The 18,524-nt window shown below is 58.7% G+C and carries 9 protein-coding genes and 1 pseudogene; 2 read left to right on the top strand and 8 right to left on the bottom strand.

The window, feature by feature from the left end:
* Positions 1-79: 79 nt before the first annotated feature.
* From ACFSE1_RS16845 to epmA, 3 genes are all read right to left on the bottom strand, one after another.
* The gene (locus ACFSE1_RS16845; RefSeq protein ID WP_377403866.1) at positions 80-6,751 is read right to left on the bottom strand and encodes a hypothetical protein; all 6,672 of its coding nucleotides are present in this window, start codon (positions 6,749-6,751) and stop codon (positions 80-82) included.
* Between the two features lie 174 nt (positions 6,752-6,925).
* A complete protein-coding gene (locus ACFSE1_RS16840) occupies positions 6,926-7,984 on the bottom strand; it encodes a lysine-2,3-aminomutase-like protein (RefSeq protein ID WP_377403863.1) in 1,059 nt (352 codons plus the stop codon).
* The gene (gene epmA / locus ACFSE1_RS16835) at positions 7,981-9,045 is read right to left on the bottom strand and encodes an EF-P lysine aminoacylase EpmA (protein WP_377403860.1); all 1,065 of its coding nucleotides are present in this window, start codon (positions 9,043-9,045) and stop codon (positions 7,981-7,983) included. The genes ACFSE1_RS16840 and epmA overlap by 4 nt, the downstream gene beginning before the upstream one ends.
* Before the next feature lie 174 nt (positions 9,046-9,219).
* Between epmA and efp the strand changes: the two genes are divergently transcribed.
* Together efp and tnpA are read left to right on the top strand one after the other, a co-directional pair.
* The gene (gene efp / locus ACFSE1_RS16830) at positions 9,220-9,789 is read left to right on the top strand and encodes an elongation factor P (protein ID WP_377403857.1); all 570 of its coding nucleotides are present in this window, start codon (positions 9,220-9,222) and stop codon (positions 9,787-9,789) included.
* Positions 9,790-9,954: 165 nt separating this feature from the next.
* Positions 9,955-10,321 (top strand): annotated as a pseudogene (tnpA, locus tag ACFSE1_RS16825) (IS200/IS605 family transposase); the annotation flags it as partial.
* A gap of 254 nt (positions 10,322-10,575) precedes the next feature.
* On the opposite strand, the gene ACFSE1_RS16820 reads toward tnpA, so the two are convergent.
* The 5 genes from ACFSE1_RS16820 to ACFSE1_RS16800 all read right to left on the bottom strand — a co-directional run bounded on the left by ACFSE1_RS16820 (position 10,576) and on the right by ACFSE1_RS16800 (position 18,241).
* A complete protein-coding gene (locus ACFSE1_RS16820; protein ID WP_377403854.1) occupies positions 10,576-12,033 on the bottom strand; it encodes an efflux transporter outer membrane subunit in 1,458 nt (485 codons plus the stop codon).
* Between the two features lie 117 nt (positions 12,034-12,150).
* Positions 12,151-15,252 carry an efflux RND transporter permease subunit gene (locus ACFSE1_RS16815; RefSeq protein ID WP_377403851.1) on the bottom strand — a complete coding sequence of 1,034 codons (3,102 nt, stop codon included), beginning with the start codon at positions 15,250-15,252 and terminating at the stop codon, positions 12,151-12,153.
* 41 nt (positions 15,253-15,293) lie between these two features.
* On the bottom strand, positions 15,294-16,514 hold the full coding sequence (locus ACFSE1_RS16810) for an efflux RND transporter periplasmic adaptor subunit (protein ID WP_377403848.1): 1,221 nt from the start codon (positions 16,512-16,514) through the stop codon (positions 15,294-15,296).
* Positions 16,515-16,667: 153 nt separating this feature from the next.
* Complete coding sequence (locus ACFSE1_RS16805) at positions 16,668-17,270, bottom strand: TetR family transcriptional regulator (RefSeq protein WP_377403845.1); 603 nt, start codon at positions 17,268-17,270, stop codon at positions 16,668-16,670.
* 23 nt (positions 17,271-17,293) lie between these two features.
* Positions 17,294-18,241 (bottom strand): phosphoribosylaminoimidazolesuccinocarboxamide synthase, encoded by a 948-nt coding sequence (locus tag ACFSE1_RS16800; protein WP_377403842.1) that lies wholly within the window; start codon positions 18,239-18,241, stop codon positions 17,294-17,296.
* Between the last annotated feature and the right edge of the window lie 283 nt (positions 18,242-18,524).

Here is an 18,524-nt window from a genome sequence, read left to right as displayed (position 1 = left end):
GGAGCGAATCAGAACCACTTGTGCAACTCTTACCAGATTGGCCCGCGCCAATCCTATAGGGCGGACGGTTTGGTCACCGCTAAACCTGGCCGCCCAATGCCGTGCGCAACGCGTTGACCTGCGCACTCGACATGGCATTGACCTGTGCGGACGTGAAGGCTTGAGCATGGCTAGGTGACAGGGCGGCCAGAACCGAAGTGCTAAGCCCAGTGACGGCATTTGTGCTCAGCCCGACAATTTCATCCAGTGTAAAGGCCGAGAGATCATCTGTGCCGAGGGCTGCTGCCTGGGTTGCCGTCAGCGCTGCCGTTTGTGCGGTGGTCAGCGCTGCCAGTTGCGCCGAACTCATGGCCAAAACCTGACCATAGCCGAGAGAAGATACCTGAGCCGTGGTCAATGCCGAAACGCTATCGGTTGATAGGGCGGCCATGACATCGAAGGAAAGGCCCTTGATGGCGTTGGCGTTAATGGCCGTCAGTTCTGCCGTAGAGAAGGTCGCGAGTTGTGTGGTGGTAAGGCCCGCCAGACCCGACATGCTGAATGCAGCAATCTGCGCAGTCGAAAGAGCATCGATCTGCTGGGGCGTCAGGGATCTGACCTGAACGCTGCTCAAGCCTGAAATTGCCGCGGTCGTCAGTGCCGCAACCTCGTTCAGCGAGAGGCCGGCAAGGAAAGCTGTTGGCAATCCCTTGATTGCGCTGGAGGAAATCGCTTCAAGATCCGAAGGTGATAGATCTCGCAGTGCTTCCATGGAGAAGCCGGACAGCGCTTCGGCGCTCAGGGCGGCGATCTGGCCGGAGGTCAAGGAGTGCAGTTGTTCGAAGCTCATCGCGCTTACTTGCGCGGCTGTCAGGCCAGCAATGCCGTCCGTGCCGAGTGCTGCAATTTTCGAGGTTCCCAGACCGGCAATACGGTCGGTGCCGAGAGCGGCAATCTGGCGTGAGCCGAGGGCGCGGACCTGGTCTTCGGTCAGGGCTTCGACCTGTGCCGAACTCAGGGCGGCGATCTGCGCTGTTGAAAGGCCGGATATGCCAGAGGAACTGAGAACCGAAACCTGCGCTGTGGTCAGGGAGGCGAGGGTCGCGGTTGAGAGGCCGGGAATGGCGCTTGCGCTGATGGCGGCAAACTCGGCCGTCGTGAAGGTGGCGATGTCATCGGAGCCGAGAGCGGCCAGTTGACGAGAGCTGAGCGACCGGATCTGCGCCGTGTTCAGAGCTTCAACCTGTGCCGTGGTCAGGGCCGCGATCTGGTCCGTCGAGAAGCCGGAGACCGCATTGGCGCCAAGGGCGGCGATCTGAGCCGTCGTGAAGGTCGCAAGGGTTGCCGTGGACAAGCCCTCAATGGCGTTCGAGCTGATCGCAGCCAATTCTTCCGGCGTGAAGGTCTCAAGGTCATCGGCACCCAGCGCCGCCACTTGCCGCGAGGTCAGGGCTGCTACCTGATTTTGGGTGAAAGCCTGCGTCTGGTCCGTGCGAAGTGCCGCGATCTGGGACGATGACAGCCCTGGGATGGCATTGCCGTTCAAGGCAGCAATCTGGGAGGGACGCAGCGCTGCAAGATTGGCGGACGTCAATGCGCCCAATTGGCGTGAGCCGAGCGCGGCAACCTGTGCGCTCGTCAGCGCATCGACCTGGGATGAGGTAAGTGCGGCAATCTGCGCCGTGGTGAGGCCAGAGATCGCTGCCGGGCTGAGCGCTGAAATCTGGTTGGGCGTAAGGGATGCAAGAACGGCCGTTGCAAGACCGGCAATTGCACCAGCGGTAATGGCGCCCAGTTCTGCCCTGGTGAACGTATCCAGCTGACTGGAGTTGAGGCCACCGACCTGTAACGATTGAAGCGCCGCGACCTGTGCGCTCACCAGTGCGTCTGCCTGGCTCGGGGAAAGAGCGGCGATCTGGAGGGAAGACAGGCCCGCAATTCCGCTGCTGGAAAGTGCCGCAATCTGTCTGGGGGAGAGGACAGCGATATCGTTCGTTCCCAGCCGGGCAATCTGCGCGGAGCCGAGTGCTGCAACTTGTGCCGGCGTGAAGGCTTCGACCTGCGCCGGGGTCAGGGCTTCGACCTGTGCGGTGGTCATGCCGGAGACGGCTTCGGGTGCCAGGGCGGCAATTTGTGCGGTCGAAAGGCTTGCCAGGGTCGGTGCTGACAGTCCGGAGATCGCGCCTGATCCGATGGCAGCCAGATCTGCCGTCGAGAAGGCTGTCAGCTGCGCGCTGCTCAAGGCAGCCAGCTGTTTCGATTCCAGTGCGGCAACCTGTGTGCTGGTAAGCGACCGCGTTTGATCCATCGTCAGGGCGGCAATCAGCGCGGTGCCGAGGCCGGGGATGGCGTTGGGATTGATCGCTGCAATCTCGGCGGTGCTGAAAAGCGCGATATCGTTGCTTTCCAATGCCGCTAGTTGCGAAGCGTCGAACGCCGCAATTTGTGCGGTTCCGAGCGCGGTGATCTGGTCGCTTGAAAGAATGGCGATCTGCCGCGTCGAGAGGCCTGCAATGCCGGCGGGGCTGATGGCTGCTATCTGCGCGGTGGTGAGGCCGGCAATGGCTGCCGTGGAGAGCCCGCTGATGGCCTCTCCCTGAATGGCCGTGATCTCACGCGTGGTGAAGGTGGCAATTCCTTCGGCACTGAATGCGGAGAGCTGTACCGAATTCAGCGCGCTGATCTGCAAGCTTGTGAGAGCAGCGACCTGGTTTGCGTTGAGCGCTGCCACCTGCCGGGTCGTCAGCGCGGACACTGCAGAGGTGCTGAGAGCAGCGATCTGATCTGTCGAGAGGCTGGCAACTGTCTCCGAAGAGAGGCCCGAAATCGCGCCGGAGCCGATGACTGCGATCTCTCTGGGCAGGAATGTCGCTAGATCATCGGCACCAAGTGCTGCCAGCTGGCTGGAAGAGAGAACCGCAATCTGGGTGGATGTCAGCGCCTCGACCTGCGCCGTCGTGAAGGCGGCGATCTGTGCCGTTGTCAGTCCCGTCATGCCGGCTGCGCTGAGGGCTGCGACCTGTGCGGTCGTCATCGCGGCAATCGCGGCTGTCGTCAGTCCGCCGACCGCCTCCGAGCTGATGGCTGCGATATCCTTGGTGGAGAAGGTTACGATTTCGCGCGGGCCGATGGCCGAAGCCTGTTGGGAAGACAGGGCGGCAACCTGGGCAACCGTCAGGGCTTCTGTCTGCGCCGTTGTCATACCGCTGATCTGTTCGGTCGTCAGGCCATTGATCCCGCTGCCACTGAGGGCTGCGATCTGTGCGGTGGACAGTGCGGCAATGTTCGATGTCGACAGTGCGGCTGTCTGGCTACTGGTGAGAGCCGCCACCTGTCGCGTCGAAAGGTTGGAAATCTGCTGGCTGGTAAGGGCTGCCATCTGGGTTGGCGAAAGGCCGGAAACGGCGGCGGTGCTGAGCGAGGCAAGGCGTGTCAGCGATAGCCCTGCTATCTCCGTGGGGCTGAGAGCCTCCATTTGTGCCGCGGTGAGGGCAGCAAACTGGCCGTTGGTCAACGCGCCGAACTGGCTTGTGTTCAGCGATCTGATTTGTTCCGTAGTGAGGCCCGGAACAGCCGACAGATTGATAGCGGTGACCTGATCCGTCGTGAACTGGCTGATAGTGGTGCCGAGCGCCCCGATTTGCGCGGAGGTCAATGTCTTGATCTGTGTGCGCGACAGTGCAGCAACCTGCGATGCCGTGAGAGCCGCTATCCGATCTGTTGGAAGAGCCGCCAGAGCGCCGGTCGTCAGGGCTGCAATTTGTTCGGAGCTCAATCCTTGCAGAGCATCACCCTGCAGGCCCGCCGCGCTGCCCGCCGAGATGGCCGCAATCTCCGCAGGGGTGAAGGTTGCCAAGTTCTCTCTCGTGAATGCAGTCAGTTGTTGGGACGTGAGCTGGGCAATCTGACTGGCCGTCAAGGCAGCGGCCTGCTGGCTTCCGAGCCTTTCCAGTTGAAGGGAGGACAGGAAAGGAATTGCCGAGGAACTGATGGCCGCGACCTGAGATGAGGTGAGTGCGGCGAATGCGTCCGGGGCAAGGGCGCCAAAAGCCTTTGGATTGAGAGCGGCAATCTGCGCCGTCGTCAGTATGGCGATGTCGTCTGCCTCGAGAGCCGAAGCCTGTGCCGATGTGAGGCTCGCCAATTGCGCGGTGGTGAGGGCTGCAATCTGGGTTCCGGTCAGAGCCGCAAACTGATCCGATGTCATGCCGGCAATCGTGCCGGGCGCAAGAATGGTCAGAATGGCAGTCGGCAAAGCCGCCACGGCCTCCGTGGAAAGGCCCGGAATGCCGCGATTGGTGAGGGCAGCGAAGTCATCCGTCGAGAAGGTCGCGATATCGTCCGGGCCGAGCATGGAAATCTGCAGAGAGCTGAGGGCTCTTACCTGGACGGGCGTGAAGGCTTCCACCTGCGCGGTGCTGAGCGCCTCGACCTGGGCGGTGGTCAGGCTCGCAATGGCTGACGTGGAGAGGGCCGCCACCTGAGCTGTTCTAAGAGCTGCAATGGAAGCCGTCGGCAGGTTCGCGATCTGGCCACTGCTGAGAAACGATATCTGCTGGCTGGTAAATGCTGATATCTGGCTTGGCGACAGTCCCGCAAGCGCATCCGTCGATGCGCTTCTCAGGGAGCCTTCCTGCAGAGCCGCAAGTTGGTCGGTGTTGAAGGCGACCAGATCTTCCGGAGCGAACTCGGCAAGCTGGGCGCCGCTCAAGCCCCTGATCTGCGACGTTGTCAGGGCTGAGATCTGGCTCGACGTCATTGCCGAGATCTGCGCGGGCGTCAGCCCGGTGATGGCGTTCAGTGACAGTGCCGAGATCTGCTGGCCAGTGAGCCGTGCGGTGGTGCTCGTGCTGAGACCTGCAATCGCGCGGCCGGTGATCGCGGCCAGTTCCGTCTGGGTGAACGTTGCGATGTCATCCAGGTCGAATGCGGAGAATTGAGAGGCTGAAAGGGCCGCGATCTGGTCTGAGGTCAATGCTTCGACCTGACTGGTCGAGAAGGCAGAGAACTGGTTCGGCTGTATGGCTGCGATCTGGATCGGAAGCAATGCAGCGATCTGGCTGCTCGTCAGGCCGGACAGGGTTGCCGCCGTCATGGCGCTGAGTGTCGCGCCGGAGATTGCCTGGAGTTGAACGGTAGAGATTTCAGCAATCTGCGCCGCCGAGACTGCTCGCATCTGATCGGCCGTCAGTGCCCGCATCTGCGCGGTCCTGAACAGTGTCATCTGTTGCGGGGTGAAGGCTGATAGCTGCGCCGTGGTGAGGCCAGAAATGGCTCCGGCGCTCAAGGCGGCAAACTGCGTTGAGGTGAGAGTGCCAAGGTGGTCGCTTTTAAGTCCGGAGACTGCTTCACGGCTGATGGCGGCAAGATCGTCAGTGGAGAAGGTCGCGAAGCCTTCCTTCGACAGGGCTGCCAGCTGATGGGAGCCGAGCGCCCTGACCTGCGCGGGCGTCATTGCTTCGATTTGCGCGGTGCCGAGTGCCGTAATCTGGCTGGTGGTGAGGCTGGAGATTGATGCCGTGGAGAGCGCGGCAATCTGTTCAGGCGTCAGGCGCGACAGTGTGGCGGGATCGATGGCTGCCACCGAGCCGCTAGAAAGTGCTGCAATCTTTGCTGCAACGAAGGTTGCCAGATCATCTGATCCCAAGGCGGCGACCTGTGCCGGAGACAGGGCGCGCACATGATTGACCGTCAGAGCTTCGGCCTGTGCGGTCGACAATGCGCCGATCTGCGCAGATGTGAAGCTGGAAAGCGTGCCGGCACTGATAGCGGCAATCTGAGTGGTGGACAGGGCACTGATCTGGGCGCTGTTCAGGTCGGTGATCTGGCTCGCATTCAATGCGCCGATCTGGGAGGGTGACATTGCGCTGATCTGCGCTGTCGAAAGTGTGCCCACCAGGGAACCGGGAAGACCGGCCAGGGCGCGCGGGCTGATTGCGGCAACATCTGCCGGTGAGAAGGCAGCAAGGGCCTGACTGGAAAGCGCACCGATCTGCGCGCTGTTCATCATCCCGATTTGTGCAGGGGAGAGTGCCTGCGCCTGCTCTGCGGAAAGCGCGGCGACCTGCGTCGGGCTCATGCCCGTGATGCCGACATAGTTCAGCGCCGCCAGCTGGGCAGGAGAGATTGCCGCCAGCAGGTTCGTGCCCAGGGCCTCGACCTGAGCAGGCTTCATGGCTTCCACTTGCGCAGTGCTGAGTGCAGCCACCTGTGCCGTCCGCATTCCCGCGATCTGAACCGGGCTCATGGCGCGGAAGACTAGCGGATGAATGGCGGAGAGCTGATCTGATGAGAGCGCCGCGACGGCCGCCGGTTGCAATGCTGTGATTGACCAGCTTGAAATCGCAGCGATATCATCCGTCGAGAAGGTGGCGATGTCTGCTGGCTCAAGCGCGGCAAGCTGTGCGGGCGTCAATGCAGCCACCTGCGAGGAGCTCAGCGCTTCTGCCTGCGCGGTGGAAAGTGCCTTGATTTGCGCCGTGGTCATTGCGGCGATCTGGTTCGCTCCCAGTGCGCCGATATCCATCTGGTCGAGGATTGCCAGCTGATCCAGAGAAAGGCCGACGATTGCGTTTGCGGAAATGGCCCGCAATTGCTGCGAGGAGAGGATGTTGACATCTTCTGTGTCCAGCGCCGCAAGCTGGCTGGAATTGAGCGCTGCAATCTGTCCCGTCGTAAGCGAGGCTACGTCTTCCGTCGACCACGCCGCCACCGCCTGGGTGGAAAGAGTCTTGATCTGGTTTGGGCTCAACGACGAAACGATTGAAGTCATAAGATCGGTTCCCTTCCCCGGCAGCTCCTGGAAATGGCCCCAATCACCCTGTCATGGGGCGGGTCGCGGCACGTCTGCCGCTCGGCACATTTCCACACATGGGCTGAGCCATAACGGATGTGCCTTGTCTGAAGCTGATGAACTCACGGAAAAGATGTGGTTCCTGCGCGTCGTTCAGAATGTCGTCGATGCCGGTGGGTAGAGATGATTCTGACCGCGATAATCGCTGACCGAATAAGATCCATCCTCATTGCGTTGAATCGCATTGGTGCCGATAGGGGCCTTGCCGTGGCCGCCCGGTATATCGAGGACGTAGGTTGGCTGGCAAAGTCCCGACAACTGGCCGCGCAGCGCGGCGACGATCTTCTGCCCTTCGGCAATATCCAGCCGGAAGTGACTGGTTCCCGGTGCGAGATCAGGATGGTGCAGGTAATAGGGCTTTACACGACATTCCACGAAGGCACGCATCAGCGCCGCCAGCACGCCGGGATCGTCGTTGACACCCTTCAGCAGAACAGTCTGGCTGACGAGGGCGATGCCGGCATCGGCCAATCGTGCGCAAGCCTCTCTTGCATCTGCGGTCATCTCGCGGGGGTGATTGGCATGAACGGCGACATAAACCGTCTTGCCACTGTTTTTGAGAGCCGTGATCAAGGCGTCGTTGATGAGAGCAGGATCGACCACCGGCACGCGGGTGTGAAAGCGGATGATCTTGACGTGGCTGATCTCTCTCAACCCGTTGAGGATATGTTCCAGCCGTCGCGGAGACAGAATGAGGGGGTCGCCCCCGGTGAGGATGACCTCCCAGATCTCGGGTCTCGACTGAATATAGGCCAAGGCTGCCTGAAGGTCCGGTCCAGAAAGAGTGCCGTCACCCGCCGGTCCGACCATTTCCCTCCGAAAGCAAAACCGGCAGTAAACCGGACAGACATGCACTGCCTTGAGCAGGACCCTGTCGGGATAACGGTGCACAATGCCTTTGACTGGCGAATGGGCCGCGTCTCCGATGGGATCGTTGCGTTCTTCCGGCGTCGTGACAAGCTCTTCAGCTGACGGAACGAACTGGAGGCTAAGCGGGTCCTGTGGGTCGGCGGGATCGATCAGGTTTGCGATGGCAGGTGTGACGGCAATGGCATAGCGCTCCGCCACGGCATCGATGGCAGATGCTTTTTCAGCGGCAAGAAGATCCGCATCCACAAGCGCCTGAACGGTCTTGAGGCTTGAGACTGTCATGATGCATCCGCCACCGGTGCCCACATGACCTGGTCGATGCGCGGTGCGCCAGTGGCCAGCATGACGAGACGATCGAAGCCGAGGGCAATGCCGCTGGCATCCGGCATGATCGCCAGAGCCTCCAGAAAGTCCTCGTCCAGCGGATAGATTTCGCCGTACACACGATGCTTCTCGGCCATCTCTGCCTCAAAGCGAAGTCTCTGCTCCCGCGGATCTGTCAGCTCGCCAAAAGCGTTGGCCAGCTCGACACCGCAGGCATAAAGCTCGAAACGCTCCGCCACTCGCGGATCATCCGCCGCGGGTCGTGCCAAAGCCGCTTCGCAGACCGGGTAGCGGTCCAGGATCGTCGGACGCTCCTGCCCCAAATGCGGTTCTATCTGGCCAACGAGGACGCGAGAGTAAAGGTCGGTCCAGGTGTCGTCTTCCGCATGCCGAATTCCGATACGTGTCAATTCCGCAGCTAGTCTGGCGCGATCGGTGGTGCCGTCCTCATGGACGGAACTGAGGAGATCGATCCCGGCGAAGCGCTGGAAGGCGTCTGCAACACTCAGGCGTTCCGGTTCCATGAAGGGATCGCAATGCATGTCCTTGTAGACAAAGCGATTGCTGCCGGTTGTTCTGGCGGCGAGCGCCAGCAGATCGGCGCAGTCCTTCATGAGCTGTGTGTAGCTTTCACCGACCCGGTACCATTCCAGCATGGTAAATTCAGGATGATGCAAAGGGCCGCGCTCGCGATTGCGATAGACATGCGCGAAGCATGAAATGCGGGTTTCACCTGCGGCGAGCAGCTTCTTGCAAGCAAATTCGGGGGATGTATGCAAATGAAGGGGGAAGCCGTGCCCATCCGAGGTGATCGCCGTCGTTGAAAAGGCATGAAGATGCGCCTCGTTGCCGGGTGATAGCTGAAGCGTGGCGGTATCCACCTCAATGAAATCCCGCTCGGCGAAGAACAGCCGGAAGGCCGCCTGTATCCGGTTGCGGCCCAGGAGGAAGGGTCTCCGGTCCGCGTGAACATCTGGCTGCCACCAGGAGGAGGGCTTATGCGGATCTCTGTGCGACAAGCTCTATCCTTTAGGGTTTCTTCGTTGGCTCTGCCTTGAAGGCTTCCACTTTCCGCCGATTTAAGGTAGTTGCGCGCCTTGAATATAGATCAAGCGTCTCCGGCCCGGCGAAGTGCTGGTCCTCTACGACGCATTCGCGGCACTGACAAGCCAAGGCAGTCACAAGGAAACCCTATGGTCAAGATTATCGCCTCCTCCGTCCGCAAGGGCAATGTTCTCGAAGTCGAAGGCAAGCTCTATGTGGTTTTGACCGCGCAGAACTTCCACCCCGGCAAGGGCACGCCCGTCACGCAGGTCGACATGCGCCGCATTGTCGATGGCGTGAAGGTTTCCGAGCGCTGGCGCACAACCGAGCAGGTGGAACGCGCTTTCGTTGAGGACGTGAACTTCCAGTTCCTCTACGAAGATGGCGAAGGCTTCCACTTCATGAACCCGGAAAGCTACGATCAGGTCGTGGTTAGTGAAGAAACGATCGGCGACCAGAAGGCTTATCTGCAGGAGGGAATGACCTGCATTCTTTCCATGCATGAAGGCGTTCCGCTTGCCATTGAATTGCCGCGCCATGTGACGCTTGAAATTGCCGAGACCGAGCCGGTCGTGAAGGGACAGACAGCGTCCTCCTCCTACAAGCCTGCCATTCTTTCCAACGGCTTGCGCACGCTCGTGCCACCGCACATCGATGCTGGCACCCGTGTGGTCATTGCAACAGAAGACAATTCCTACGTCGAGCGCGCCAAGGACTGATTGCCGAAGCGTTGACGCTTACGACAGGAGGCGGGTTTCAGCCCGCCTTTTTTGTAATCAAAGTAAACCTCCACCTACGGTGGAGGACTGGACGAGTTTTACATCGTGGTGGAGAGACCTCCGGCTTGGACCGTTAGCGCGGGCGAGACGTCAAACGGAGGTTTTATGGAAGAACGATCGCAATCGCATGCGACGTGGGACTGCAGGTACCATATCGTTTTTGCAAGCAAGTACCGGACGAAACGCCTTTATGGGGACGTGCGTCGTGAATTGGGTGAGCTATTGCATAGGCTTGCTCGACAAAAAGAGTGCGAAATCCACGAAGGGCATCTTATGCCTGACCACGTGCATATGTTGATCTCTATCCCGCCGAAGCACTCAGTTGCCCACGTGGTCGGCTTTTTGAAGGGCAAGACCGCGCTACATCGCGAACAAATATGCCCGCAAACGGCGCTACAAAGGCTATCACTTTTGGGCGCGTGGATACTACGTGTCCACGGCTGGGCACGATGAGCAGGTCGTCAGACGGTATATCCGTAATCAAGAAAAGGCCGACAAAGCTTCCGACTTTGCCGACCTCTTTAATCGCAGCTACTAACTTATAGCAAAACCGCTTCTAGCGGTTCAAGCGCAGCGTTTCAAACCTCCACCTCTGGTGGAGGTTATGACTTGTTGCCGGCATGACGCTCACCCCATCAACCGAACTAGCAAAAAAGCCCCGGAGCGCGTCTGCGTCCGGGGCTTTTCAATAACAGTATCTGTGCTTCTGCGGCTTTGTTTCGTGGCTTACTGAGCCTTGGCAGAACGAGCCGCAGCGGCAACCACGGTCGGCCCCTTCTGCGGAACCGCGCCCCAGGCATAGCCACCACCGAGGGCGACGTTAAGCGACACGTAATCCTGTGCCTGCTGCTGGATTGCCTGTGCAAGGCTTGCCTTGGCAGTGGAAACCTGACGCTGTGCGTCGAGAACATCGAGCAGCGAGGAGGCGCCGTCGCGATAGCTTGCTGTCGCAAGCTGGAGAGCCTCCTGATAGGAGTTCACCGTGTTGCGAAGGGCAGCAACCGTGCGTCCGTCACGCTGAACGGCTGCAAGCGCGTTTTCTACTTCCTGAACGCCGTTCAGCACGGTCTGTTTCCAGGCGAGATAAGCTTCGCGTGCGGCAGATTCGCTGGCACTCAGGTTTGCACGCAGCTGACCACCATCGAAGATTGGCAGGTTGATAGTTGGACCGAAAGACCAGGACACACGGTGCGTGTCCGAGCCGCCGACAAAGCGTGCATAGCTCGGCGAAATGGAGCCGCCAAGACTGATGGACGGATAAAGCTGCGCTTCCGCGACACCAATGCGTGCCGTGGCTGCGGCCAGCTGGCGCTCAGCTGCGCGAATATCCGGACGATTGCGGATGAGGTCTGCCGGAACGCCAGTTGTTACGTTGATACGTGCTACAGGCTGAGCCGCACCCTTCTGAAGCTCGTCAACGAGCGAGGAGGCGGGCAATCCGAGCAGGGTGGCGATGCGATGAGCTGCCTGACGGAACTGGGTTTCGAAGCCAGGAATCTGTGCGATACTGGTGTTGACCAGTCCTTCCGCCTGAACGACATCCAGACGCGAAGCAGCACCGGCCTGCAATTGCAGCTTGGTGAGATCGAGTGTTTCGCGGCGAGACTTCACGTCCTGCTGGGCGAGGGCGATTCGCTGCTGGAAGTAGCGAGCGTCAATGTAGGCGCCAGCAACAGATGACAGCAGCGAAAGACGCGCCACATCTACATTTGCATAGGCTGCATCCAGCTCCGCGAGGGCGCCCTCCTTGGCGCGGCGATAGCGGCCAAAGAGGTCGAGGAACCAAGAGGCGTCGATATTCGCGCCGACTGTCGTGGATGGCGGCGTCTGAACCGGTGTACCGCGATAGCCCTTTACACCGGTGCGCTGTTCTTGCCCGGAAAAGGTGAGGCTTGGAAGACCGCCAGCGCCGGCAACTGTGACCTGTGCCTGAGCTTGGTTGATGCGTTCCAAAGCCTGAAGGATGCTGAGGTTCTGGTTTACGCCCTGCTGAATGTAATTATCCAACCGGCGGTCACGGAACGCAGTCCACCATGCGTCCTGCGAGACATCGCCATTACTCTTCACACCACCTTCCTTGAACTTTGCCGGAAGAGCGATCTCTGGTGCCTTTTGATCTGGTCCGAGGACGCAGCTGGACAGCAGAAGCAGTACGAGAGGAGCTGCTGCGCGTATGGAGGTCATATCAACATCCTGGTTTGAACAAAGCTGAACCGCCTCTGATGCCGGAGCCGCGCCCTGAAAAGTCAGTACACGGCTCACACCCGAATCGGTGGTGTTAACGATTCGGTGGATCAAAGGTTAATTTGAGGATTTTTTACCGCCAGAAAGCTTTCGGACCACCACAAAAAATGACGGTACAAAGAAAATTCCGAGCAGTGTTGCAGAAAGCATACCCCCAAGAACGCCGATGCCGATTGAATTCTGCGCCGCAGAACCCGCCCCGGTGGCGATTGCAAGAGGCACAACCCCGAGGATGAAGGCAAGCGAGGTCATGATGATCGGGCGCAAACGCAACCGAGCAGCTTCGAGGGTGGCATCGAAGAGACCGATGCCTGCGGCCTGTCTATCCTTGGCGAATTCCACGATGAGGATCGCGTTCTTCGCCGCAAGACCGATTGTCGTCAGCAAGCCGACCTTGAAGTAGACATCGTTCGACTGGCCGAAAAGCATGGCCGCTGCCAAGGCTCCGAGAACGCCGACAGGAACCGCCATGATGACGGAGAACGGGATGGACCAGCTCTCATAAAGCGCGGCAAGGCAGAGGAAGACGATCAGAACCGACAGTGCATAGAGCATTGGCGCTTGCGAGCCGGACAGGCGCTCCTGATAGGAGATTCCCTGCCAGGCGACCGTATATCCGCCACCCAGTTGTGCGGTGAGTTGCTCCATGGTTTCCATGGCCGTACCGGAGCTGACACCTGCGCCTGCCGATCCATCCAGTGAGATGGCGCTGACGCCGTTGAAGCGGCTGAGCGTCGGAGCACCGCTGATCCATTCTGTCTTCACGAAGGAAGAGAAGGGGACCATCTGACCCTGCGAATTGCGGGCATACCAGCTGTTTATGGCGTCGGCTTGCATGCGGTAGGGTGCATCACCCTGAACATAGACTTTTTTCAGTTCGTTGTTCAAAGTGAAGTCGTTGACATCCCGCCCTGCAAAAATCACCGAGAGCATGGAGTTGACGGTGCCGATGTCGAGTCCCATCGCTCCCATCTTTTCCTGATCCAGAAGGAACTTGAGCTGCGTCTCTGCCGGAGGATCATTGGAACGGAGCGAGCTGACACTCGGGTTCGCATTGCCCTGCTGTATAAGCTTGTTGGCAGCGGTGGTCAGCGCTTCCACGCCCGTCTTGCCGCTATCGACAAGGTACATGGAGAAGCCGCTTGATGTGCCGAGGCCCGGGATGGCCGGTGGCTGTAGCGGAAACACCTGGGCATCACGCAGTGTGAAGAAGTAGCCCATGGCGCGCTGCACGACCGAGGATGCCGACAGTTGCGGGTCCGAGCGGAGGTCGAAATCCTTCAGTTTTGCAAAGACTAGACCGTAGTTCTGGCCAGAGCCGGTGAAGGAGAAACCGGACACCGCAAATACGTCCTGGATCGCGTCCTTCTCCTTCTCGAGATAGTAGTTCTCGATGTTCTTGATCACCTCTTCCGTGCGGGCCTGCGTGGCGCCGTTCGGAAGCTGCACGATGGTAAGGAGAACGCCCTGGTCTTCCTGCGGCAGGAAGGAGCTGGGCAGGCGGGTGAAGAACCAGGCGCATCCGCCGATCACGATGGCGAACATCAGCATGACCCGCAGCGGTCGCTTCAGCAGATAGCCGATGGAAGATGTGTAGCCATGCGTGGTGCGGTCGAAGTTACGGTTGAACCAACCGGCAATTCCGCGTTTTTCACCATGTTTTGCGGGCTTCAGCATGGTTGCGCAGAGGGCAGGGGTCAATACGATCGCCACCAGCGCAGATAGAAGCATTGCCGATACGATCGTGATGGAGAACTGGCGGTAGATGATGCCGGTGGATCCCCCGAAGAAGGCCATCGGAATGAAGACGGCTGTCAGAACCAGAGCGATACCGACGATCGCGCCGGTGATTTCTCCCATCGACTTTTCCGTCGCTTCAAGCGGAGAAAGCCCTTCTTCCGTCATGATGCGCTCAACGTTCTCGACCACGACAATTGCGTCGTCGACCAGAAGACCGATGGCAAGCACCATGGCAAACATCGTCAACGTGTTGATGGAATAGCCCGTAACTGCCAGGATTCCGAAGGTTCCTAAAAGAACCACGGGGACCGCAATCATGGGAATGAAGGTGGCGCGCAGGTTCTGCAGGAAGACCAGCAGGACCACGAAGACCAGAACAATGGCCTCTATCAGCGTGTGCACCACCTTCTCGATCGACAGCTTCACAAAGGGCGATGTGTCATAGGGGTAGGTTATGATCACATTTTCCGGCAGTGAAGGCGCAACTTCGGCCAAGGCTGCTTTCACACGTGCTGCCGTATCCAGAGCATTTGCACCGGTTGCCAGGTTCACGGCAAAGCCGGTTGCCGGGTTCCGGTTGGAACGGGAGTTTGTCTGGTAGCTTTCCTGCCCGATTTCGATTCGCGCCACGTCGCTTAGCCGCACCGTCGCGCCACCGGTTTCGGTCTTGAGAATGATGGCCTTGAACTCATCGACTGTCTGCAACTGGCTTTGTGCGGTGACAGTCAAATTGATTTCCTGCCCCTTCACGACAGGCTGTCCGCCAATGGAGCCGACCGATACCTGCTGGTTCTGTGCCTGGATCGCCGCCGTTACATCGGTTGGCGTCAGCTGGAACTTGTTGAGCTTGAATGGGTCAAGCCAAATGCGCATGGCATAGCCCGTGCCGAAGACCTGAACACTGCCCACGCCTTCCAGGCGCTTGATCTGATCTTCGATCTGCGTGCTGAAGATATCGCCCAATTCCACGGGTTTGCGCTTGGCATCGGTGGATACGAGTGCACCGACAAGCAGGATGCTGGAGGTGGATCGCGTAACAGAGAGGCCCGTGGTTTGAACAATATCGGGAAGCTGCGACTGAACGAGCTGTAGCTTGTTCTGCACCTGCACCTGGGCAATATCAGGATCGATATTGTTGCCGAAGGTGAGGGTGACCGTGGCTTGTCCGGTGCTGGATGACGAGGTCATATAGGTCAGATCGTCGAGACCTGTCATGCCGTCCTCGATGATCGTGGTCACCGATTTCTCAACGGTTTCAGCGCTCGCGCCCGTATAGGTGGCGGAGATGCGAACCGTGGTCGGAGCGATTTCCGGATATTGCGCGATAGACAGCGTGGTGATTGCGAGCGCGCCACCCAGCATGATGATGATCGCAATAACCCAAGCAAAGATAGGTCGATGAATAAAGAATTTGGCCATTGGTTATCCCCTGACGCCTGAAGTTCCTTGCTGATGGCCGCTTAGGGCTTCGCAGCAGGGGTTTCTTGTGGGGCCGCAGCCGGTGTCTCGACCACGAAGCCATTCTCATCCAGCGTCGCATCGACGGGGGCCACGGGCGCTCCATCCGCGATCCATTGGAAACCATCGACAATCAGCTTGTCGCCATCCTTGATGTTTTCGGTGACGAGCCAGCTGTTGCCGGAAAGCTGGGTGTGTTCGAATGTGCGTGACTGAACCTTGTTTTCGGCGCCGACAAACTTCGCCGTCAATGTTCCATTCGCATTGCGCGTTGCCGCACGCTGCGGAATGAGGAAACCGTTTTCATAACCGACCGTGACAGTCGCGCGCAGATAGGTGCCCGGCAGGATGATGTTTTCCGGATTATCGAAGACAGCGCGGATCTGATACGTGCCAGTGGTCTCGCTGACTGCCATTTCAGCCATGTCGAGCTTGCCCGTCTTGTTGTATTTCATGCCGTCTTCCAGCGTAAGACGGATATCGGCCTGGGTCGGGTTGCCCTTCAAGCGTCCGGCGGCAATGGCGGAGCGCAGTTCCAGAAGATTTGCACTGGAATCGGTCAGGTCGACATAGATGGGATCGATCTTACGGAGCGTTGTCAGAGCTGTCGTCTGGTTGGCGGTGACAATATTGCCGATGCTGACATTGGATATGGACGTAATGCCATCAAAGGGCGCGCGGATCTCCGTGTAGCCCAGATTGATTTCGGCCGATTGCAAAGCAGCTTTCGCTTGCGCGACATCCGCCTGCGCCTGGAGAAGAGTCACGCGGGCATTTTCATACTCGATCTGCGTTGCGCCGCTGTTGACCAGGCGCTGATAGCGATCGAAGTTTGCCTGCGCGCTCGGGACACTTGCTTCCGCTTTTGCAAGTGCAGCTTTGGCTTCTGCCAGCGCGGCATTGTAGGTGTCGTCGCCAATCTTGTAGAGCAGATCGCCTACCTTGACCTCACTGCCTTCCTTGAAGGTGATCTGTTCAATGAGACCGTTCACTCGTGGGCGTATCTCCGCCTTCTGGTAGGCAACAGCGCGGCCAGGAAGAACGCGCGTGACGGGTTGCTCTGCCTGCTTCATGGTGATGACGCTGACTTTAGCCGGTGGACGCTGCTGGGCACCAGCCTGCTCGCCGGCGGCTGTGCCGCCGCCTTGGGAGTTACTCTGTTCGCTGCAGCCGGCTATGGCGAGTGTCAGCACGAGCGGGAGAACGTAGCGGCTTTTCTTCATGATGGATTCCGGATGAGCGTGGCAGGGCGCTAAGCGCATTCTCAGGTAATAATGTATTAAGTTCCGAAACTAGCAAGTGAGCGCGATGCGCTACATCAATGCACAGCTTCGGAACTTTCCAAATAACTTCCAAGTGACGTAATTCAATAATCGTCACTTAGCAAGAGGGTTTTGCAGCGCAATATTCACGAGTTCGACAGTTTCGTCGCACCGTGCCTGCAATTCCTCAGGCGGCTCGTTTACCAGGAAGACTGGGTGCAACACGCAGGCAAATGCTGCCGCGACAGCGCGGCCGCGCCGGATGGGATCACTACAATAATAGACGCCTGACTCAACGCCGTGCCGGATGAGATCGCAGAATAGGCTTTGCAGCATCTGCTCATAATGCCTGCCGCTCGCGATCTTGGTTTCGGCAAGCATCAGAATCATCTCGAACATGAAGGGTGCCTCGCGCATGGCTTCGAGATGTATATTCATAAGCTGACGGACGACAACGCCCAGACGTTCAGGTGCAGGGGCCTCCGTTTCTACGGCTTTCAGGCGATCGACCATCTTGACGATGTGACGATCGCAAATCGCATCGGCGAGGCTTATTTTTGAGTGGAAGTGCTTGAAGACATTGGCAGGCGACATGCCAAGTGCCTGCGCAATATGGGCAATGGAACAGCCAGAGATCCCGTTTCTGGCAAAGAGAAGCTCCGCCGTATCCAGAATCTCAGCTCGAGTATCCTCTGCTTTCCGCCTCGGTCTGCGCAAGAGCTTGCAGCCTCCGTTTCTGATCAGGTCGACATATAGGGCGCCAGGTTGCGTCGGACCCGTGCAAGGACATCGAAATCTTTTTCGACAGGTTCGATCGTCTGTCCCGTGATGCTCTTATATGCCTGCCGATAGACCGCAGCAGTGGCTTCGATTAAATCAGCCGGAATTTCTGGAATCTCATCCTTATAGGGGTCGCACCGTTCTGCCACCCAAGAGCGGACGAAATCCTTGTCGAAACTCTGTGGCCGCTCGCCGCTTTCAAAGCGCTCCACATAGGTTTCGGCAATCCAGTAACGGCTGCTGTCGGGCGTATGGATTTCATCGGCCAGATAGATCATGCCATCTTCATCCACGCCGAACTCATATTTCGTATCAACGAGGATAAGCCCCCGCTCGGCGGCCAGTTTCTGCCCGCGCTCGAAAAGCGCAAGTGCATAGCGGCTGACGAGATCCCATTGCGCGTCAGTCAGCAATCCGTGTGCAATGATCTGCTCCCGCGTTAGCGGTTCATCATGCCCGCCGTCGAAAGCCTTGCTCGTCGGTGTGATCACGGCTTGCGGCAGAGCCTGATTATCCCTGAGCCCATCTGGCAAGGAAAGGCCATACATGTTCCGCTCGCCCTTCTTATAAAGTGTCAGGAGCGATGTGCCTGTCGTGCCAGCGAGATAGCCGCGCACCACCATCTCTACGGGCAGGATGCTCAGGCGCTTGCCGACGACAACATTCGGATCGGGGTATTCGATAACGTGGTTCGGGCAGATATCGCCCGTCGCCTCAAACCAGAACCGAGCTGTCTGCGTCAGAACGCGGCCCTTGTCTGGAATAACCGCGAGGCTTCTGTCGAAAGCGCTCAGGCGGTCACTGGCGATGATGATCCTCCGCCCGTCCGGCAGGTCGTAATTGTCGCGAACCTTACCGCGATAATAATTCGGGAGTTCGGGGATAAAGGCTTCGTCGAGAACATGCACGGGAAAGCTTCCTATATAGATGCGCAGTCGCTGCAGAATGTTCTCTTCTATCGCACGGGCGCGCGCGTAAGAACAAGGTTTAGCTATCAGGAGCCCGCTTGTTTGCGTGCGTTTGAGTTGGTTTGGTTTTGAGTTGGTTTGTTTGTTGATTTTGGGATGTGACGGGTATGTGTCTGATTTAGTTGTTTATAATCAATGTCTTACCTGTTTTTTTGTTTTTTTTGTTTTTTTGAGTGTTGACGGTTTGCGGGGTGATGCGTATAAGTCCGCTCACTGACGAGGG

This window comes from Affinirhizobium helianthi, assembly GCF_042680945.1.
GTDB classification, from domain to species: Bacteria; Pseudomonadota; Alphaproteobacteria; order Rhizobiales; family Rhizobiaceae; genus Neorhizobium; species Neorhizobium helianthi.
The sequence above is the reverse complement of the archived record's forward strand: the minus strand, read 5'-3'. Positions and strand labels throughout refer to the sequence as shown.